Consider the following 20589-nt stretch of genomic DNA (forward strand, 5'->3'; position numbering starts at 1 on the left):
CTGCTCTGCCCCCTCCTGCCGTCTGCACCGACTCCCTGGACGTGTCGGGTCCAGGACAAAACCCCTTGGCGGGTGGGGATCTGTGAGCTATGTTCTTCTCAACTTCAGAAATTCTCGACTTGAGAACTACTCGACCTGAGAGTTACTCGACTTGAGTAGAACTCCTCGTTCGATCTTTGGGAGAACCATGGCGGGCACTGGGCCGGAGCGGCAGGCGGTCGTCCTCGGCACGGACGACGACGCGGCGGAGGCGGCGTTCCTGTCCGCCTACGACCCGCGGCGTTACGAGCCGATCGCCGTCACGGTCGACGTCGTCGCGCTGACCATCCGAGTCGTCGAGTCGGTGCCAACCCTGCACGTGCTGCTGGTTCGGCGCGGCCAGCGGCCGTTCGTGGGACGTTGGGCCCTGCCGGGTGGGTTCGTCCGCCCGGCGACCGGGCCGGACGGCGCGCGGCGTGACGAGGACCTGCCGGAGGCCGCGGTCCGCGAGCTCGCCGAGGAGACCGGGCTCGCGGCGTCCACCGATCGGCGGGCGGTCGACCGCCGCCTCGCCAGGGTGTACCTGGAACAGCTCGGCACCTACGGAACACCCGGCCGGGATCCCAGGATGCGGGTCATCTCGGTCGCGTACCTCGCTTTTGCCCCCGACCTACCGGATCCGACCGCCGGTGGCGACGCCGAGACGGCTGCCTGGGTTCCGGTCGTGGGCGTCGATCGCGACCACATGGCATTCGACCACGCGCGGATCCTCGACGACGCGCTCGAACGGGCCGGCTCCAAGCTCGAGTACACGCCGCTGGCCACCGCGTTCGTCGCGACCGAGTTCACCATCACCGAGCTGCGAGAGGTCTACGAGGCGGTGTGGGGGCAGCCGCTACACGCGCCCAACTTCCATCGCAAGGTGCTCTCCGCTCCTGGGTTCGTCGAGGACACCGGCGCCACCACCGCGCGTGGCGGCGCCCGCGGCGGCCGGCGCGCCCGGCTCTACCGCGCCGGCACGGCCCGGCTGCTGCACCCCGCGCTGCTGCGTCCCGGGCAGGAGGAACCACGATGACCCACACCGACTCGACCACTTTCCCGGCGACGGGAGCGGACCGCGGCGGCGCTGGCGGGGACGGCCCGCGGCAGCCCGCCTCGTTCGACGAGGTGATCGACCTCGTGCTGCGGCAGGGCCTCGGTGAGCGCGCGCTGTTCGGCCCCGCCGAGCCGGCCGCTGGCCGTTCGCCGGAGGCGGCGCTGCGTGCGGCCCGCCGCGCCTACCGGGCAATGGCCCGGCTGACGCATCCGGACGTCGCTCCCGCGGCCCGGCGCGTCGACGCGGCCAGGGCCTTCGCCCGGCTCACCGAGCTGTGGGAGGCCTACCAGCTGGCCGCGGGCGCCGCGCCGGGCATCCGGCGGCGCGACCGGGCCGGCACGGTCGTCTTCGGCCGCGGCCGCGCGACAACGGCGAAGCCTCGCGCGGCCGCGGCGAGGGGCGACTCGGCCGACGCGGGCGGTGCCCGGTTCGCGTACACCGTCGGCGAGCGGTACGCGGACGGCGACATCGCCACCCTGTACCGGGTGGCCCGGACCGCCCCGGTCGGCGGCGGGCTCGGTGGGCCCGCCGACGGCGACGACCCGCCATACGTCGTGAAGATCGCTCGCTCGGCGGCCGACGACGACCTGGTCGCCCGCGAGGCGGCGGCGCTGCGGCGGGTCGCCCGGCTGGGCGACCCGAAGTTCGCTCCCTACGTGCCGCGGCTGGTCGACAACGGCAGGTTCGCCGATCCGGTGGAGGGTGGCGCGGGCCGCCGGGCGAACGTGCTGGGCCGGCTCGACGGTTTCGTGACGCTGGCCCAGGTGCGCGCCGCCTACCCGGGCGGGGTGGACCCACGCGATGCCGTCTGGATGTGGCGCCGGCTGCTCGTCGCGATCGGTTACGCGCACCGGGCCGGGGTCGCGCACGGGGCGGTGCTGCCCGACCACGTCCTGATCCACCCTCAGCAGCACGGCCTGGTCCTCGTCGACTGGTGCTACAGCGCGATCCCGGACCCGGCCGAGGGCGCGGTCGTCGGCCCGCACCGCGGCACCGGTCCCGTCGGTGCCCGGGGGACCCGGAGGCCGGGTCGTGGCGACGACGACCCGAGCCGGCGGATCCCGGCGCTGGTGGCGGCGTATGCCGACTGGTACCCGCCGGAGGTGGCGCGCCGCGAGCCGCCGGGCGCGGCCACCGACCTCGCCCTCGCCACCCGCTGCGTGTCCTACCTCCTGGGCAGCCCGGACCCGGCCCGGCTCGGCGCCGGCGTGCCCGCGCCGATCCGCCGGTTCCTCGGCGGCTGCCTGCTGCCGGCCCCGTCCATGCGGCCGGACGACGCGTGGCAGCTGCTCGGCGAGCTCGACGACCTGCTTGGCCGGCTGTACGGCCCCCGCCGGTTCCGCCCGTTCACGATGCCGCGCCCCACGCGCTGACCGCGCGCCCGCGGCCCCGCCGGCCCCCACGGGCCCGGGATCGGCCCCATCAACATCACCATCCCTTTCTCTACCTTCTGGAGGATCATCATGGGTAGCGGTAGCTGGTCGACCAACGTCTACGACGCGGCCGCGAGCTTCCGGCGCAGCAGTGGCAAGAGCGCCTTCGACTACAGCGACCGGATGCGCCACGCCGGCCGGGCGATGAAGGTCCACGCGGACCTCGACCCGCGCGGTGTGGGGATGCGGGAGAGCCGCGACTCGGACGAGCACCCGACCTCGGTCGCCATCTCGGTGCTGTTCGACGTCACCGGTTCGATGGGCTCGGTGCCGCGCGAGCTGCAGAGCAAGCTGCCGGCGCTGTTCGGCCTGCTGCTGCGCAAGGGCTACGTCGAGCACCCGCAGATCATGTTCGGCGCCATCGGTGACGCCACCTGCGACCGGGTGCCGCTGCAGGTCGGCCAGTTCGAGTCGGACAACCGGATGGACGCGCACCTCGGCAACATCATCCTGGAGGGTGGCGGCGGCGGCCAGGTCAAGGAGTCGTACGAGCTCGCCATGTACTTCATGGCGCGTCACACCGCGATCGACTGCCTCGAGAAGCGCGGCCGGAAGGGCTACCTGTTCATCATCGGCGACGAGAACCCGTACAAGGCGGTCGACGCCGGCCAGGTCCGCGACGTGATCGGCGACCGGCTGGGCGAGCGCATCCCCACCACGGAGATCCTCGCCGAGCTCCAGCGGATGTACCACGTCTTCTTCATCATCCCGGCCGGCGCCGCGCACGCGGGGGAGAGCGCGGTGCTCGACACCTGGCGGGCGCTGCTCGGCGAGCGGGTGATCGAGCTGGACGACCTGGGCCTGGCCTGCGAGACGATCGCGCTCACGATCGGCATCCTCGAGGACTCGATCGACCTCGACGAGGGCCTCGACGACCTGCGGGACCTCGGCGCGGACGCCGCCGTCGCCCCGATCGGCAAGGCCCTGGCCCGTATCCGCCCCGCCGGCGCCCGGCCCCCGGCCAACCCCGACGGTGGCATCGCCCGCCTCTGACAAGTTTTTCCGCCGATTCAGGGTCGATGCAGGAAGGAAGGAGCCGAGATGCGGCCCGACTTTACGATCGTTGTCGATCTCGGCTTCGGCGACGCCGGCAAGGGGACGGTCGTCGACCACCTCTGCCGGGTCGCCGCGGCGGCCGGCCGGCCCGTCGGGGCCGTGGTCCGGTTCAACGGCGGCGCGCAGGCGGCGCACAACGTCGTCACCGACGACGGCCGTCATCACACCTTCGCGCAGTTCGGCGCGGGCACGCTCGCCGGCGTGCCGACCCACCTGTCGCGATACATGCTCGTCGACCCGTTGGCGCTGGCGGCGGAGGCGGAGCATCTCGCGGCGATCGGCGTGCCCAGCCCGTTCGCGGCGCTCACCGTTCATGGGGACGCGCTGCTCACCACGCCGTACCATGCGGCCGCGAACCGGGCCAGGGAGCTTGCCCGCGGCTCCGGGCGGCACGGGTCGTGCGGGATGGGGATCGGGGAGACGGCCGCCTACGCCCTCGCCTACCCCGACGACGCGCCGCGGGTGCGCGACTGCGTGCACCCTGCCCGGCTGCGCCGGCTGCTCGGCGAGCTGCGGGCGCTGCTGGAGTCGGAGCTCGGGCCGCTGCCGGCGCCGCCGGTCGAGGACTGCGTCGAGGTGTTCGGCGAGTTCGCGCGGACGGTGCGGCTCGTCGACGACCGGCACGTCGCCGAGCTGCTGCGTGCCGGCCCGGTCGTCTTCGAGGGGGCGCAGGGCGTGCTGCTCGACGAGTGGCACGGCTTTCACCCGTTCACGACCTGGTCGACGACGACGTTCGCGAACGCGGAGAAGCTGCTGCGTGACGCCGGGGTGGACGATGGCGACGTCACGCGCCTCGGGGTGCTGCGGACCTTCACCACCCGGCACGGCGCCGGCCCGCTGGTGAGCGAGGACGCGGCACTGACCGCGGCGCTGCCGGACCGGTACAACGGCGTGGGCCGCTGGCAGGGGGCGCTCCGGGCCGGGCACTTCGACGCGGTCGCCCACCGGTACGCCGTCGAGGTCGCCGGCGGGGTCGACGCGGTCGCGCTCACCCACCTCGACGCCCCCGCCCGCCACCCGCTGCGGGTGTGCGGGGCCTACGACGTCGCGGACACGACACCCGGGAGTGGCCGCTTCTCCGACTGTGCCGATGTCGGGGCAATGCCGATCCATCAGCCTGACGACATGGACCTTGTTGACAGCTCGGCGGGCGCGGACACCCGGGACGCGGCGGGCATGTCGTGCCTGGGCGCGGCGGCGCGGCGGATCGACCGGCTGATCCCGGGGCCGGCCGGCGACCTGGACCGGTCGGCCGCGCTCACCCGCCAGCTGTCGCGGGCCCGGCCGGTCCTCGACGAGACGTCGCCGGGACCGGACGAGTGGCCGGATCTCGTCGCCGAGGTGTGCAACGCACCGGTGTCCGTCCGTTCCTATGGACCGCGCAGCGGCGACAAGCACTAATCCACAACCCGCCACAGCGGTTGGCGCCAGTCAGATGCCAGCCGCGGCGGCAGCGCCTGAAAACGAATGCAGGAACCCGGAGGTACCGGCCGTGACGGACTTCTATCTGGTGACACTCATGCTGGCGCTGCTGCTGGCGCTGGGCACTCTCTTCCTCCTGGTTCTGCTGCGAGTGCTGGAAGAACGCCGCGATGTGGCCGACACCCGCATCAGCTGGACGGTCCGCGCCCTCCAGGGCCAGGAAGACGACCAGGAGGCACCATCGGCGACCTCATGGTCCGATCCAGGCGACCGGGCCGGTCGGCGGACGTAGGGTTCTGCTATGCCGACCGGACCACCGCCGCGGCGACCTACCCGGCACGGCGGTCCGGACCCGGCCGGCGGGCCGGTCCCAGAGGGTCCGCCGGCCGAGGCCTGGCGGGCGGGCGATCTGGTGGTGGCGTCCGCGCGCGGGCGATGGGTGCTGCTCGCGACCGTGCTCGGCTCGGGCCTGGCCTCGATCGACGCGACCGCGGTCGGGGTGGCGCTGCCATCCATCGGGCGCGACTTCGGAACGGGCCTTGCCACGCTGCAGTGGGTCGTCACCGCGTACACGCTCACCCTGGCCGGCCTGCTGCTGGTCGGTGGTTCGCTCGGTGACCGGTACGGCCGGCGACGGGTGTTCCTGCTGGGCGTCGGCTGGTTCGCGCTCGCGTCGCTGCTGTGCGGGCTCGCGCCGAACTCCTCCGTACTGGTCGGTGCGCGGGCGCTACAAGGGGTCGGCGGGGCACTGCTGACGCCGGGCAGCCTCGCGATCCTGCAGGCGTCCTTCGCCGAGGGGGACCGCTCGCGAGCGATCGGCGCCTGGTCGGGCCTCTCGGGGGTAACGACCGCTGTCGGGCCGTTCCTTGGTGGCTGGCTGGTCAGCGCCGTGTCCTGGCGGCTGATCTTCTTCATCAACCTGCCGCTGGCCGTGGCGGTGATGGTGGTCGCGGCGCGACACGTGCCGGAGTCGACCGACCCGGCAGCGCCAAGGCGGATCGACCTGCCCGGCGCGGCACTGGTGACGCTCGGCCTGGTCGGGCTGTCCTACGGGCTGATCGAAGGGCCGGGCCGAGGCTGGACGTCGCCCACTGTGATCGGGCTGCTCGTGGCCGGCGCGGCGTTGCTGGCCGGGTTCGTCGTCGTCGAGCGGCGGGAACGCGCCCCGATGCTCCCGCCGAGCCTCTTCGCCTCCCGGCAGTTCACGGCGGCGAACCTGGTGACCTTCGCGGTGTACGCGGCGCTCGGCGGCGCGTTGTTCCTGCTGCCGATCGAGCTGCAGCAGTCCGCCGGTTACTCACCGATTGAGGCGGGCACCGCGCTGCTGCCTGTAACGATCATCATGCTGGCGCTGTCGGCCCGCTCCGGCGCGCTCGCCGACCGGATCGGTCCCCGGCTGCAGATGACCGCCGGGCCGCTGCTCGCCGCCGTCGGGCTCGCTCTGCTCACGCGCGCCGGGGACGGCGGCGGTTACCTGCGCGACGTGCTGCCAGCCGTCAGCGTGCTCGGCCTGGGCCTGGCGTCGACGGTCGCGCCGTTGACGTCGACCGCGCTCGGCGCGGCGCCCGCCGAGCACGCCGGCGTCGCCTCCGCGGTGAACAACGACGTCGCCCGCACCGCCCAGCTGCTCGCCGTCGCGGTGCTGCCCGCCGCGGCGGGGCTCAGCGGTGCCGCCTACCTGGACGCGGACGCCTTCAGCCATGGCTTCCGCACCGCGATCTGGCTCGCCGCCGCCGTGTGCGCGGTCGGTGGTCTGATCGCGGCCGCCGGTGTCCGCAACCCGCGGCGCGCGGCCGTCCCTGCCCCGGTGCCGGTGCCGGTGCAGGCGGTCGGGCCGGCGGCGCGGGTGCCAGCCACCGGCACGCGGCTGGTGTCCCCGAGCCGTGCCCAGCCGCATTTTCGGCACTGCGCGCTGGACGGAACTCCCGTCGCGACGAATCCCGGGAACTGCCCGTTCAGTGCGTCGGCCGATGAGCGGGAGCTCCCCACCGGCCCGCTACATTGATCTTGTCGTGGTCTGGGGTCGCGCGCCTGGGTTAGCCGAGGTACTCCGTTAGCCGAGGTACTCCGCGACGACGCCCAGGTAGGCGTCGTTCAGTAGGGAACGCTGGCGGGACAGGAAGTGCAGGATGCGAACGCCGGCGGAGCGCGCCTCATTAACCGATGAGAACGCCTTCGGCCTGCGGTTCCAGGCGGAGTCGAGGGGGGACACCCGCGTCCCGGTGGTGGCGATCGCGCGGACGAGGGCGAGCTGATCCTCGCCGCCGAAGCGGTTCCACTCCTGGTGCCACTGGTTGAACATCTTCCCCGTGCGACCGTTCTGGTCGAAGAGCATGACGCCACTGTTGTAGTAACGGCGGTCGACCAGTCCGAGGTCGGACATCAGCTGGTACTCCGGCGCCCGCCGGGCGGGGTCGTTGACGCTGTGCGCGATCACGTCCGCGACGTACGAGTGCATGTCCGGGGCCATCGCCATGTCGTGGCCGCGCAGCATCTCCCAGATCTCCTCGATCGGCGAGATGACGATCGTGTCCGCGTCGAGGAAGAGCGTGCGCTGGAACGACCAGCGGTACAGCTGGGTCTTGTGGAAGCGGGACGCGAACCCGCCGGGAAGGCTGCCGACGACGAGCGTCTCGCATTCCAGGTCGACCAGATCGTGACTGGGTGCGTCCGTGACGACGCGTACCGGGCCGTCATAGCCGTGCAGGCGCAGCGTGCGGGCGCTGTCGGTCGCGAGCTGGGTGTAGTTCTCGCCGAGTGCCAGATAGAGCACGCCGCGGTTCACCGAGGCCTTGCCACGGCCGTTCTGGGCCGCCTTCCCGTTGCCGTTCGGATGGCCGTCGCCGTTCGGATGGCCATTGCCGTTCGGATGGCCATTGCCGTTCGGATGGCCATTGCCGTTCGGAAGCGCGAACTCGGCCGTCAGGGGCAGGGCACGGCCGTTGCCGTTCGAGCCCGTCAGCGTCTTCTCGTTCCCGTTCGCGTGGCCGTTGCGCGGGACGGTGGACGGCAGGCGGGTGGTCGGGGTGGCGCCGTGATTTCCGTTCCCATCGTTCTGGCCGTTCTGGCCGGCAGCGGAGGTGCTGTTCGTGCCGTTGGCGCCTGTCCTCTCGGTGCCGGTCAGCTGTCTGGGGACCGCGGGCGCCGGGATCGCGGGGAGCCAGCCGATCGCCCTGGCGGCGAGCATGAAGTCGATGCGGCGCCTGATGTGGTCGGGCCTGCGGTGCAGGGCGTGCGGGTCGGGCAGCTCTGTCCGGTTCATGAGCGTCTCGGGGTCGGGGCTGGCCGGCGTCAGGTAGTTGCGCAGGCCGGCGCACAGCCGCATCGCGACGCAGAGCAGCATGTCGTCCTCGGGGACCTGCTCCTCGGTGTAGTTCATCAGCCAGCGCAGCTGGGCCACATGGTGCAGGTTGCGGGTGCGGACGAAGAAGCCGCGGACCAGGATGTCGATCTCGCGCGGCCTGGGGAGCCGCGCGACGTTGCGCGCCTTGTAGACGCCGTCCGGCGGGACGATCCTGCCCATCTGGCCGATCGAGCCGAAGCCGGGCAGCGTCTCGGCGGTAGAGACGAAGTGCTCTACGCAGCGGGACCCCGGCAGCATGTCGTCGTCGATGAAGAACGTGTATTCGTGGTCGTAGGCGGCCAGCGGCACGAACCGCGAGTACGGGCCGGTGTTGTGCCCCCATCGGTAGACCCTGTCGGCGTTGTCCAGCACCGACATCGGTAGCGCGTAGTCATCTTCCAGATGGGTGTCACAAACCGTGATGGTGCACGGGGTGGACTGCGCGCGGAGCGCGTTCACGACCCGTTCAACATTGCCTGGACGTTTCCAGTTAATGACGACAGTCTCAACCTTGTTCATGCGACCCGTCAGCATCCGCCCGTGGTGAAGACAGCACGAAGCACGCGCCTGTCGGCGCGCGAAAAACTGAATTGGCCCAGACCGGACCTAGGTGCGACGCGACGGCGCGGGCACCTGTGGGCGGGGGGTTGACCGAAATGTTCGCACGTCAGCGGCGAAGTTCTCAAGGGGCTTGAAAGCGCGCGGGGAGTGTGACCTGTGTCACACATCGCGGCGAGCGTGTGAGAGGCCCCGGGAGCCGTGGCCGCGGCGCCACGGGTCGTGGTCATATATTTCGGGAGCGCCGAAAAGTGACGAACAGGTTTCGCGCACCTGAATCCCGCGATGCGTTACGCGAAAGTATCGCCGTCGGCGGTGGCTGGCCTGGCGCAGATGATGTGTGCCCGGACTACTACGGTCGGTAGCCGGGCTGGCCGCCGTCTTCCTCCGCTGGTCCTCCCGGCCGGTCCGGCCCGTGGCCCCAGCGTCGGCGGATCCGGCTTCCTGCGCGCCAGAACCCATGGATGGATCGGTGTGGCCTGGGGGGTGCGGTTCTGTTCGGAGCCAGGACACCGACAACCCCACCGATCATGGTCAGATCCATGATCGGTGGGGTTGTCAGTGCCGCCCCCGCTCAACGGCCACGGTGTTTCCTCTGGCCGAGTCACGCGAGAGCCGAACCGTTCGAGCCAGACCGGGCCGCCCTGGACGGCGCCCGATGACCGAGGCGCGGAGCGCCTCGGTCACGGGACCGCCTTAGGCCTTGAAGACGGCGTTGTCGCGGACGGTGACGGCGACGGGAGCGAGTGGGCTGGGGGCGGGGCCGGCGACGGGGGCGCCGGTGGATGCGTCGAACTTGCTGCCGTGACAGGGGCAGTTGATCGTGCCGTCGGCGACCTTGGCGACGACGCAGCCCTGGTGGGTGCAGACGGCGGAGAAGGCGTGCACGTCGGTGCCGGTGCCACGAGTGATTACGATCTTGCTGTCCTGCAGGATCAGCCCGCCGCCGGCCGGCACCTGGTCGAGGGTGGCGAGCTGGGTGCCGCCGGAGCCGGTGGTCGCGCCGCCGGCCGTGCCCGTGTCGGTGGCCGCGGCCGACGGGGTCCCCGCGGAGCTGGAGGTCGCGGAGCCGGTGGCCGGCGAGTCGGAGGCGTCGTCGGAGGAGCTGGAACAGGCGGCCACCAGGTATCCGGAGGCGCCGACGGCGACGGCGATCAGCGGGACCGTCGCTCGCCGGGTGAGACTGGCCGGCCTCACCAAGGTTTTGGTCGGTTCGGCCTGGGGTGCGGCGTCCTGCTTCATATCGACCCTTCCTAAACGGCGATACCACCCGACAGGTCAGACGGTAAACTGGCAGATGGGCTAACAGGCGGTACGCCCCGGCCGCTGCGATTAAAGAACTGGTGAGAATCGTTCCGCTCACCACCGAACGTGACCGCCCGTAGCCGCGGAACAGCCATGGGAATGTCCGGCTTAAGTCAGCCGCGTCACACCCAGTGGTGAGAGCCGCGTCACGCGGTCGCATTCTCTGCTCGTGGGCCGCGGCAGTCGCCACCGGTCCGCGCGGGTCCTCGGCGCCACCCCGGTGGCGGGGCCGGCACCCAGGACCCGCGGGTCGTGCCTGCGCATTGCGCCCTTCCGGTCCTTGGACAGCGACGCCCTGCGCGATGTCGCCATCGCTGGGACATCCGTCGTGGGGCGCGACGCTGTCGCGAGGATGGTCAGGATAGTGCGACGAGGGCGCCGATGGCGAAGGCCGCGGAGAACAGCCAGATCAGCGTGGGCACGGTGCTCAGCCAGCGGGGCGGCTTGCGCCGCGGGCTCGGAGCGGGCGCGGGTGCGGGCCGCTGTGCCGGCACGCCGGCTGGGGGCTGTGCTCCGGCGGGCCAGCCGGGCGTGGCTGCTGGGGCGGGCCCGCGGCCGGTCCGCTGGGCCGGCCCCTGCGCGCCGCCGGGCGCGAGCCTGGTCTCGAGCTCGTCGAGGTCGGGCTCGGCTGGCGCGGCCGGGGGTGCGGCGGCCGGTACCAGGGCGGTGAGCGCCAGCTCCGGGCCATCCGCGCCGCCGAGGCGCAGACGCGTCACGTCGCCGCTGACCTGCACGGAGCCGACGCGCTGGCCGTCGTACCAGATCCCGTTGGTGCTCAGGTCCCGGGCCACCCAGCCCTCTGGCGTCGGCTCGAGCGCGACGTGCCGGCGCGAGACCTTCGGATGGTTGATGACGACGTCCGCGTCGCTTGACCGGCCGACGACCGCTGGGCGGTCACCGGGCAGCGTGAGCTCGTCGGCCGGGGTGCTGACGCGCAGCGCGACGGGTGGCACGCTGATCCCCTCTCGTGCTGGGTTCGTCCGGCCTCGCGGGTGGCGGAGCCGGACGGCGGGCAGGTCGCTGGCTGGTCATATCTGATGGCCTCCGGCCACGCGAGGCTTCGCCATCGTCGCGTGGCCTTCGGCCTGGGTCGTATCTGATGGCCTCCGGCCACGCGAGGCTTCGCCATCGTCGCGTGGCCTTCGGCCTGGGTCTCGGCCCGGTCCGGCGCGCCGCGCCGCGCCGAGGCCGGCGAGGGATCAGGAGGCGAAGACGGCGTTGTCGCGGACGGTGACGTTGACCGGGGGCAGCGGGCTGCCGGCGGGGCCGGCGACCGGGGCGCCGGTGGAGACGTCGAACTTGCTGCCGTGGCACGGGCAGTTGATCGTGCCGTCCGTGACGTCGGAGACCGAGCAGCCCTGATGGGTGCAGACCGTCGAGAAGCCGTGCACGTTGCCCGCGGCGTCCCGGGTCAGCACGATGCCGGCGCTGTCCAGTATCAGGCCGCCGCCGGCCGGCACCTGGTCGAGGGTGGCGAGCTGGGTGCCGCCGCCACCCGCGGCGCCGGCGCCACCCCCACCGGCCGGCGGGGCGCCGCCGGCCGCGTTCGCGCCGGGGCCGGTCCCGCTCTCGTCGTGGCCCTTGGCGACGGCGAAGCCGGCGGCGGCGCCGGCGATGACGACCACCGCCGGGATGGCCCGCCGGGTGAGCGCCGCTGGCTGGGCCGGCGCGGAGACGTCCTGCGTCATCTCAGCCCTTCTTCGTTACGGCTGGTGCGGTCATACCTGGCGCAGTCCGGGCGGGGGAGCCTCCCGCGGCGGCCCGTGCCAGCGGATCGCCGGGCACCTGGCCGCCGCGCTGGCGAGGCCTCGCGCGCACCAGGAGCCCGATCCGGTGATCAGACATGAGGAATGCCGGAGCGGGTGAAGAACCACAGCGACGCGGTCAGCCAGAGCACGACGAGCGCCGTCAGAACCAGGCCGCCGAGCACCGGCAGCGCCCAGCCGGGCAGGCTCTTCACTCGAAGCCCGAGCATCTTCGCCGCGTAGGCGCCGTAGAACGCGCAGCCGGCGATGCTGTGCGCGACGACCCTGGGCTCCGCGGTCTGGAAGCCGAGCGCCCACAGGCAGTGGAACGCGACCGGGAGGGTGGCGACGAAGGCCGCCGTCCCGCTCCACCGGTGGACGATCGCGACCCCGGGCCCGGCCGAGCCGACGCCCGGTAGCCGTCCCCACATCCACAGGGCGGTGAGCAGCTGCACGACGACGAGCGCCAGGACCACCGTCGTGAGCCACGCCTTCATGGGCAGTGGCGAGGAGAAACCGAGCGTGTAGAGGGGGCGCCGCGCCGGTTCGTGTTCCCGGCCGTAGACCCCGAGAACTACTGCGATCACGGCACCGACGAGCAGCGCGCCGGCGAGGCCCGTGCCGCCGGTCGCGAACCCGCGCCGCGCTGGTGCGGCCGGTCCCGCGGCGGGCTCAGGCATCGACATGTGGCCTCCGTTCCAGGCCGGAACGGCGTCGCGTGTCCATGCTCACGCCCCCGTTTCCGGCTCCCCGATTGGTGGGGACGCCCGGCGCGCGTGGCCACGCCCGACGCCCCCACCACCAGGCTCAGCCTGATCTACTACTCCCGACCAGAACATCGGGAGAAACCCTGGTTCCCAATGCGCCTAAGCGCATCCCACGCGTCGGCCGGAACCCCGCCGTCGGATCATCGCGCCACCCGGGTCCTGGCCGTCAAGCAGGTGACGCGGATCTGTCATGGCCGGTCGCGAGTCCCGGCGGCGAGGCGGCTCGGACGCGTCGTGGTCACCGCGACGGGGCGGCGCCTGGTGGTCGGGGATCAGCCTAGGGGAGGCGTCAGAAGCGCAGGATGGCGCCCACGGCGGCCCGGGAAGGCACGCCGAGCTTGGCCAGCACCTTCGTCACGTGGCTTTCGACCGTCTTCTCGCTGACGAACAACTCGGCGGCGATCTGCTTGTTCGTCTGGCCGGCGGCCACCAGCTCGGCGATCTGCCGCTCGCGCGCCGACAGCCGCGCGGCCGCCGTGCCCGTCCCGTCGTTACCGGCGCCTGCCTGAGCGGCACCGGCGGACGTGACGCCGACCGCGGCCAGCGTGCCCGCGCTGGTGCCGCTGGTGCCGCTGGTGCCGCTGGTGCCAGCCGTCAGCCCGTCGCCGGCGCCGGGCCCGCCCACCTGGCGGAAGGCGGGACGCCAGGAGCCCCCGGGGCGCCCGCCACGAGCAACCTTCTCGCCGAGCTGGCGCAGGAGGCGGGCCGCCTCGTCGCCGGGTCGCCGAGCGCCGGCCGCCCGTAGCCGGGACTCGGCCCGCCGCAGCTCGCCGATCGCCGCCGCGGTGTCGCCGACGGCGGTCAGCGCCCGTCCCGCGAGCGTCAGCGACCGCCCGGACTCGATCGGCAGACCGGCCCGCTCGGCCGCGGCGGCGGAGGCGAGCGCGGCCTTCGTCGCCGCGGCCGCGTCGCCGCGCGCGAGCTCCACGGCGGCCCGCGCGCGCAACGCGGAGGCCGTGCGCCCGGGCAGGCCGCCGCCCGCGTGCGCCGCCGCGCGCTCCGCCCGCCGGGCCCAGCGCTCCGCCGCGGCCACCCCGTCGACGCCGTTGTCCGCCGTCAGGCCGGCCACACCCGCCCTCGAGGGCGGGCGCCCCGGTCTCGGCCCCGGCTCCGGCTCCGGCGGGCTCGGCGCGCCGAGCACGGGCCGGCGCTGGCCCGCGCGGTCCAGGTCGCGCCTCGCGAGCTCCGCCCGGGTGAGCAGCTCATACCAGTAGGGGCGGTAGGCCTCCTCGACGCGGGGCAGGTCCGGGCCGCCGGTGGCGGCGAACAGCTCGTCGATCGCCCGGTCCGGCTGGCCGGCCTCGACCAGCGCCTCCGCGTAGTGCGAGCCGGCGAGCACCGAGACGGCGTCGGTCTCGGGGTGCGCGACCCGGACGGCGTGCGCGCCGAGCCGCAGCGCCTCGGTCAGGTCGCCGGCCAGCGTCGCCGTCCAGCAGCGCACCGCCAGCGCCCAGGACAGGAACGGCAGGTGCGGCGCGAGCAGGCACGACTCGACGGCCTCGTCGGCGAGACGCGCAGCCTCCGGCACCTGGCCGCGCCAGCCGGCCAGCGTCGCCCGGCCGACCGCCGCCATGGCCAGGGTGGCGCCGCGGCCCCGCCGCCGCGCGAGCGAGTCCGCGCGGTCGAGGTGACGGGCGGCGTCGGTGAACCGTTCCAGGTAAAGCTCTGTCCAGCCGAGCCAGGCGAGCATCGCCAGGTGGGGCAGCACCTCGTCGTCGGCCAGCAGGTCGTAGCGGCGGGCGGCCTCCGTCGCGCCGGCGTCGGCCGAGGCGACGCCGCTGGCCATGTATTCGGCGCCCGCCAGCAGCCCGGTGGAGACGGCGAGCAGGGCCGGGTCGCCGAGCCGCTCGGCCAGTGGATGGGCCTCCCGCTGCCAGCGGCGCATCCCGTCGTACTCGCCGGTGTAGAAGTGGTCGATCACCAGTTGAAGGCGCAGCAGGCAGCCCTCGCGGGTGGCGGGGTCCGCCGTCGCCAGCGCGTCGAGCACCAGGGCCCTGGCCTCGCCGTGCCGGCCGAGCATGTGGTCGACGGCCGAGCGCAGCGCGATCACGTGGGCGCGCTCCTCCGGGAGCGACGAGGGGATCAGGCCGAGGATCTCGTCGAGCACGTCGCGGGCTCGCTCCGGCTGGTAGCTCGAGTCCAGCGCGCTCGCCAGCCGGGCGAGCAGGGCGATGCGCCGCGGGTCGATCTCTCCGACCGCGGCGGGTAACAGCCGCAGGGCCGCGTCGTACCAGCGGGCGGCGGCGGCCGGGGCGCGCAGCCGGCTCGCGTCGGCCGCGGCGGCGAGCAGCGTCACCGCCTCCTCGTCACCGGGCAGCGCGGCCCGCTCGACGTGGTGCGCCCTGGCGGTGGCGGGCGCCCCGCGCGCGGCGAGCGCCGCGGCGGCGCGTGCGTGCGCGCCCAGCCGCCAGCCCGGGCCGGCCGAGACGTACACCGCGTGACGCACGATGGGGTGCCGGAAGGCGAACCGGCGGGGCAGCTCCGTCGGCCGGATGACGTCGGCCTTGATCAGGACGTCGACGGCGTCCAACGACGAGATGCCGTTGAGGTCGACGTTGGAGTCGACGTTGGTGTTGGCGGAGAAGTCAGCTGAGGAGCCGGTGGGCTGGGCCGCGGGCGTCGGCGTACCCGCGGCGCCTTCGGTCTGTGACGGGGGCAGGCCAGCGGCGGCCGCGGCCAGCTCGGGGTCGAACGTGTCCCCGGCGACGGCGGCGCCCTGGGCGAACAGGCGGATCGCGACGGGCAGCGCGGCGATCTCCGCCCCTACGGCGGCCGCGACCGCGGGCGGCACCTCGTCGTCGAGATCGTCGAGATCGTCGTCCTCCGCTCCCGTGGGGACGGCGGCGGCCGGGCGGTCCATCGCGATGATCGGCGGCGGGAACGAGCGGGAACGGGCGAGCTGCTCCAGGTAGAACGGGTTCCCACCACTCTGGCGGTACCAGCGGGCCTTGGCGACTTGATCACGGATCGGGCCCAGCAGCAGGTCGGCGTCGGCCCGGGAGAGCGCGTCGAGGCGGATCTGCGTACCGTCGGCACCGGTCGCCCCAGTGGCGGCCGCGGGGGCGACGGTGTCGGCGGTACCCGGCTCGGGCAGGACACCGGCCGCCCCCGCGAACGCGGCGAGCAGCGTGGCCGGCGCCTGTCGCGGCCGGTAGGAGAGCACGAGCAGCACCGCCGCCGCCGGCGGGCGGCGCAACAGGTACGCGACGAGCTCGGCCGATGCCGTGTCAGCCCAGTGCAGGTCGTCAAGCGCCAGCACGAGCGGCCGCTCGGCCGCGAGTAGCTCGAGCAGCCGCCGTACGGCGCGGTAGGCCTGCCAGCGGTCCAGCTCGGAAGTGTCAGTCCTGGCCCGGCCGAGCCGACGTAGCGCGGGGAAGACCGATGCCAACTCGTCGAGCCGGTCGGCGCCGAGCGTGCGCAGCCGGTCCGGGTCGACGGCGCCGAGGTAGTCGTCCAGCGCGTCGACGATGGCGTTGAACGGGATGTCGCGTTCCAACTCACTGCCGTGGCCTCGCAGCACCAGATGGCCGCGTTGGTCCGCCAGCGAGGTGAGCTCGTCGATCAGGCGGCTTTTGCCGATCCCGGCCTCGCCGCTGATCTCCAGCCAGCCGGCTCGCGGCCGGCGGATGACAGCAGCCGACCCGTTTCCCGTCCGGGCTTTGGGCGCCGAGGCGGCTGGCCCGCCGGCGGTCAGCCGGTCGATGGCGGCGCGGATCGTCGCCATTTCCTGGTCCCGCCCGACCAGGACGGCCCGAAGCATCACTGTGCCCTCCCCCGCGGCGCCGTCGCCGCGTGCGTCCGGGTCAGCAGGCCCGCGCGGAGTTCGATCGCCTTGGCGGGCATTGTGGTAGAGCATTCGGCTGTCCCGGTCGCCGGGTCGCTTGAGTGACATCGCCGGCCCGGGTCTGGGGATCTCCCCGATATATGACGAGCCGCGGCCGGGTGACGCTGGCATGCATGGCGACGTTCGTCCTGTGCCACCGGCATGGCCCGGCCGAATGCCGGTTCGTCTTCGCGTCCTGGCACGGTTTCGACAGCCCCCTGCGGCACGGCCGCGCACTCGCGTCCTGCGGCCTGGGCGACGACGAGCACCAGATGTTCTGGACGGTCGACGCGGCGGATGCCGAGGCCGCGCTGGCGCTGGTGCCGCGGTATGTCGCGACCCGGACCGAGGCCGTGCCGGTCATCGAGTTCCCCGTCCCGTGAGCGGCCGGGCGCCGCGCGGCCTGCCAGCGCCGAGCGCGCGACCGTGGCGAGCCGCGTGGGTGCCCATCGGGTAGACCCTGAGGGCGTGGACGTGTCCGACCGCCTCGACCCCCCGGTCGTGTCCCGCCGTGGTTGGCGGGCTGGCATGCTCGCGCTCGCGCGCAATCCGGTCGGCTCGATCTACGGAACGGTGCTCGCCGACTCGGTGCTGGCGGTGGAGTCCGAGCGCCAGACGGAGCTGCGCGACCTGATCTACGCAGAGTTGATCAGCGTGCTCGTGTACTGGCTCGCCCACGTGTATGCCGACTTCCTCGGCTCGCCACCGAGCGTGAGCCGCCGGGCCGGCCTGCGCCGCCTGGCCGAGGCGATGGCCCACGAATGGTCCCTGGTGACGGCGTCCTTCTTTCCGCTCCTCGCGGTACTGCTGGCGGCGGCGGCCGGGGCGTCCGTCCAGACGGCGGCGCTCGCCGGGATGTGGACCGGCATGGCCGCGCTGGTGCTGTGGGGGGAGATCGCCGGCCGGCACAGCGGACGCGGTACCTGGGCGTCCCTGGCATACGGGATCGTCGCCGGCGTGTTCGGTCTCGCCCTGATCCTGCTGCGGGTGCTGCTGCACTGACGCGGGCCTCGGGGATGGGACTACCGAGCCTCCAGATTGACCCTGGTGACGTAGCCGACGCAGGAGGCCGCGCTGGTGTCGTCGCACGGGACCGGGAACATTCCGGTCACGGTGATCCAGGCGACGCCCGGCCGCGCGTCCGAAGGAATCCCGGCGCGGACGCTGAACGTGCCGTCGGGCTGAACGGGAACCGCGCCGAGATCGGCGTCGTCCTTGCCGACCTGGGTCAGGACAAGTCGGTGGGGGGTGTCCGGGGCGGTCACGGTCACCCGGGCGCACGGGTGGCTCAGGCTCGTGACGGTGACCGACGCGCCCACCTTCACCGACAGCGGCGTCACCACCGGATGGTCCGGCTCGCACCCGGCCGTCTGGACCTCCGCCTTCGCGCACCCAGCCAAGCCAGCGATGCCCGCGAGGGCCGCCACCAACGCGACCGTGAGTGCCGTGCGCCCAACGGGCTGGGCCCGGTGGACTGTGATCGCCTTGGTTGGGCGTTTCATACGCCGCTCCCTTTTCCTGCGCGGACGGTAGCGCACTGGCGCTGTGCGGTAAGCCCGAACCGGAACAGGACAACCGAACCGGGAACGTGGGCAGCCCGAACAGGAAGGCCAGACGTCGTTCGGCCCCAGCCGACCGCGGTGCCGCCTCTCGCGGACGCCGTCCGCGTTGGCGCTGCCGCGCCCATACCGGGGGAGCACGCCATCAGGGCGCTGATGCCCTGGGGATCGGCGCCGTCGCCGACCTCGTCGCCGCGGGTCGCGGCGCGGTTCCGCGGGCGATCGCGTCTGCCTTACTTCTTGACCGGTCGGTACAAAGAACCCAGAATCCGGGGCATGAGCGCTGTAGCGTGGGACGAGGTCTTCGACGTCGTCGTGGTGGGGAGCGGCGCCGGTGCCCTCACCTCGGCACTGCTCGCCGCCGACGGTGGCGCGAGTGTCTGCGTCGTCGAGAAGTCCGAGTTCATCGGCGGGACGACGGCCGCCTCCGGCGGGGACATGTGGATCCCGCTGAACCGGCACATCGCGGGCCAGGACACGCGCGAAGAGGCGATCAACTACGTCACGCGCCTCTCCGACGGCCGCGCCTACGACCCGCACCTCATCGAGGTCTACGTCGACACCGCCGCGGAGGCGCTGGACTACCTCGAGGCCAACACCGGACTCGTGACCCGCGCCCACAAGGGGCTCCCCGACTACTACGCCGTCGTCCCCGGGCGCATCCCCGGCACCAAGGAGATCCCGCGGTCGGTGTCCTGCCAGCCCTACCCCGCGGTTGCCGAGCTCGGCGAGCACTGGGCCGGCCGCGTGAACCCCAGCCCCTGGGTGAAGCCTCCCGAGGTGGCCTACGCCGAGGCCATCGAGGTCGTCCCCCGCGAGGAGCTGGAGCGGCGCCGGCGTGAGGGGTACCGGGCCAAGGGCGGCGGCCTCGTCGCCCCGCTGCTGAAGGCGCTGCTGGATCGTGGCGTCTCCGTCCGCTACTCCACTCCTGGACGGGAGCTGGTGACGAACGAGACCGGTGGCGTCATCGGCGTCGTCGTCGGTGAGGACGGCGCGCAGAAGCGTCTCGGGGCGCGGAAGGGCGTCGTCCTCGCTACCGGCGGCTTCGAGTGGAACCCCGACATGGTGACGACCTTCCTCGGCTACGACGTGAAGCCGTGCACCCCGTGGACCAACACCGGCGACGGCCACCGGATGGCGATGCGCGCCGGAGCGCAGCTCGGCCTGATGACGTCGTTCTTCAGCTACGGCGTCATGTATGACCCGTGGGAGATCGGCCGCGACGGCAACCCGCTGCCGCAGATGGAGATGGGCCTCGGCGCCGGGTCGATCATCGTCAACCAGGGCGGCAAGCGCTTCATGCACGGCGGCTACACGTACAACGACTTCTCACACCCCTTCAACTTCTTCGACCAGCGCAACCCGGGCTACACGAACAAGGCGCCCGCCTGGTGCGTCTTCGGCGGGACGCAGTGGGAAGGGAAGAAGGGCGTCTTCGGCGGCAAGATCGTCGACGGCGCCATCGTCGGTCCGAACGGTCAGCCCGCCCCGTCGTGGCTCGTCGCCGCCGACAGCATCCGCGAGCTCGCGGAGAAGATCGGCGTCGACCCGGACGCCCTGGAGGAGACGGTGCTCCGGTACAACGCGTTCGCGGAGAAGGGGGAGGACCCCGACTGGGGCGACCCCGAGCAGGTGCGCTCGGCCACCGGCCCGGACACGACGAGCCTGAAGCCCGTCGTCGGACCGGTCTACGGCGCGATCCAGCAGTGGCCGGGGACGCTGGGGACGAGCGGCGGGCCGAAGATCGACGCCGACGCCCGCGTACTGGGCACCGAGGCGCCGATCGTCGACGGTCTCTACGCCGCCGGGAACACCGCGGCATCCGTCCTCGGCGGGACCTACCCGGGCGGCGGCTCCTGCGTCGGCCCCAGCATGGTGATGGGGTACCGGGCGGGGCGGCACGCCGCCGCGCAGCCCGCCCGCGACATTGACTGAACGCCTCTCCGGCTGTCTTCCTGAGGAAGATCTCCGAGGCCGGGTCAAATAGTCCACCAGCGCGATGTCTGGCAACGTTGGCCCGTTTCGGAAAGGCTTTTAATATCAGTCAGGCGTTACGCGCCACCGGTGGCGCGTAACGCCTGACTGATATTGGTGTCGATGGCAATCACGTGACTCGGACTGACCAGCCGGGCCCCGCTCATCGCGGACAGCAGCCGGGAAGCCAAGCGCTGCAGGGCGTTCGTCGCATCGGCTGGCGGGTGCYCCCCCCAGATCCAGTCGACGAGCGACGCCTTCGGGACCATGTGACCCGGCTTGAGCGCGAGGGCGATCAGCAGTCCGCGCAACCGCGCGCCCGGCACGTCCGCCAAGACGCCGTCGTCCGTGCGAACCTCCAACGGGCCCAGCATCCCGATCTCACCCGCTGATTTTGTCATGGGCGTTGACGGGCATTTCCGGATCAACAGCGCCTCGCCGACCGGCAACTGAGCAAAAATATGGAGCCGTTCGAGACGGGGCGCGCGTGACCGACGTAGACCTGGTAGGTCCGGACGCCTCCACCCGG

17 protein-coding genes are annotated in these 20589 nt (G+C 72.9%); 9 read left to right on the forward strand and 8 right to left on the reverse strand.

Features of this window, described 5'->3' with window-relative positions:
• The first annotated feature begins 187 nt into the window (after positions 1-187).
• From BCD48_RS13135 to BCD48_RS13160, 6 genes are all read left to right on the forward strand, one after another.
• Positions 188-1054, forward strand: coding sequence for an NUDIX hydrolase (locus BCD48_RS13135; protein ID WP_241841692.1), 867 nt, complete (start codon positions 188-190; stop codon positions 1052-1054).
• Complete coding sequence (locus tag BCD48_RS13140; RefSeq protein WP_071048646.1) at positions 1051-2448, forward strand: protein kinase family protein; 1398 nt, start codon at positions 1051-1053, stop codon at positions 2446-2448. Before BCD48_RS13135 ends, BCD48_RS13140 begins: the two co-directional genes overlap by 4 nt.
• A 90-nt stretch (positions 2449-2538) precedes the next feature.
• Positions 2539-3501, forward strand: coding sequence for a hypothetical protein (locus BCD48_RS13145; protein WP_071048647.1), 963 nt, complete (start codon positions 2539-2541; stop codon positions 3499-3501).
• 48 nt (positions 3502-3549) lie between these two features.
• Positions 3550-4965, forward strand: coding sequence for an adenylosuccinate synthetase (locus BCD48_RS13150; protein ID WP_071048648.1), 1416 nt, complete (start codon positions 3550-3552; stop codon positions 4963-4965).
• Between the two features lie 91 nt (positions 4966-5056).
• Entirely contained in the window at positions 5057-5278 is a 222-nt protein-coding gene (locus tag BCD48_RS13155) for a hypothetical protein (RefSeq protein ID WP_071048649.1), read from the forward strand.
• 9 nt (positions 5279-5287) lie between these two features.
• Entirely contained in the window at positions 5288-6991 is a 1704-nt protein-coding gene (locus BCD48_RS13160) for a DHA2 family efflux MFS transporter permease subunit (protein ID WP_083418566.1), read from the forward strand.
• 48 nt (positions 6992-7039) lie between these two features.
• Here the strand turns inward: BCD48_RS13160 and BCD48_RS53470 are convergent, their stop codons facing one another.
• From BCD48_RS53470 to BCD48_RS13195, 6 genes are all read right to left on the reverse strand, one after another.
• Positions 7040-8587: a glycosyltransferase gene (locus BCD48_RS53470; RefSeq protein ID WP_491677134.1), complete on the reverse strand. Its 1548-nt coding sequence runs from the start codon at positions 8585-8587 to the stop codon at positions 7040-7042.
• A 996-nt stretch (positions 8588-9583) separates the two neighbouring features.
• A complete protein-coding gene (locus BCD48_RS13175; protein ID WP_071048650.1) occupies positions 9584-10129 on the reverse strand; it encodes a Rieske (2Fe-2S) protein in 546 nt (181 codons plus the stop codon).
• A gap of 419 nt (positions 10130-10548) precedes the next feature.
• Positions 10549-11145 (reverse strand): FHA domain-containing protein, encoded by a 597-nt coding sequence (locus BCD48_RS13180; RefSeq protein ID WP_071048651.1) that lies wholly within the window; start codon positions 11143-11145, stop codon positions 10549-10551.
• Positions 11146-11391: 246 nt separating this feature from the next.
• On the reverse strand, positions 11392-11880 hold the full coding sequence (locus BCD48_RS13185; protein ID WP_071048652.1) for a Rieske (2Fe-2S) protein: 489 nt from the start codon (positions 11878-11880) through the stop codon (positions 11392-11394).
• Positions 11881-12029: 149 nt separating this feature from the next.
• Positions 12030-12623, reverse strand: a complete 594-nt coding sequence (locus BCD48_RS13190; RefSeq protein ID WP_071048653.1) for a DUF6529 family protein — start codon at positions 12621-12623, stop codon at positions 12030-12032.
• 370 nt (positions 12624-12993) lie between these two features.
• Positions 12994-16464, reverse strand: coding sequence for a helix-turn-helix transcriptional regulator (locus BCD48_RS13195; protein ID WP_241841695.1), 3471 nt, complete (start codon positions 16462-16464; stop codon positions 12994-12996).
• 164 nt (positions 16465-16628) lie between these two features.
• Here BCD48_RS13195 and BCD48_RS13200 point away from each other — a divergent pair, with 164 nt between their 5' ends.
• Both BCD48_RS13200 and BCD48_RS13205 read left to right on the forward strand, forming a co-directional pair.
• Positions 16629-16910 (forward strand): hypothetical protein, encoded by a 282-nt coding sequence (locus BCD48_RS13200; protein ID WP_241841693.1) that lies wholly within the window; start codon positions 16629-16631, stop codon positions 16908-16910.
• Positions 16911-17001: 91 nt separating this feature from the next.
• Positions 17002-17529 carry a hypothetical protein gene (locus tag BCD48_RS13205; protein ID WP_241841694.1) on the forward strand — a complete coding sequence of 176 codons (528 nt, stop codon included), beginning with the start codon at positions 17002-17004 and terminating at the stop codon, positions 17527-17529.
• A 20-nt stretch (positions 17530-17549) separates the two neighbouring features.
• Here the strand turns inward: BCD48_RS13205 and BCD48_RS13210 are convergent, their stop codons facing one another.
• Entirely contained in the window at positions 17550-18029 is a 480-nt protein-coding gene (locus BCD48_RS13210) for a hypothetical protein (RefSeq protein ID WP_071048655.1), read from the reverse strand.
• 333 nt (positions 18030-18362) lie between these two features.
• On the opposite strand from BCD48_RS13210, the gene BCD48_RS13215 reads away from it, so the two are divergent.
• A complete protein-coding gene (locus BCD48_RS13215; RefSeq protein WP_071048656.1) occupies positions 18363-20021 on the forward strand; it encodes an FAD-dependent oxidoreductase in 1659 nt (552 codons plus the stop codon).
• Positions 20022-20137: 116 nt separating this feature from the next.
• On the opposite strand, the gene BCD48_RS13220 is transcribed toward BCD48_RS13215, so the two are convergent.
• Positions 20138-20434, reverse strand: a complete 297-nt coding sequence (locus tag BCD48_RS13220) for an AfsR/SARP family transcriptional regulator (protein WP_071048657.1) — start codon at positions 20432-20434, stop codon at positions 20138-20140.
• Positions 20435-20589 lie beyond the last annotated feature (155 nt).

The organism is Pseudofrankia coriaricola, from assembly GCF_001854805.1.
GTDB lineage: Bacteria > Actinomycetota > Actinomycetes > Frankiales > Frankiaceae > Pseudofrankia.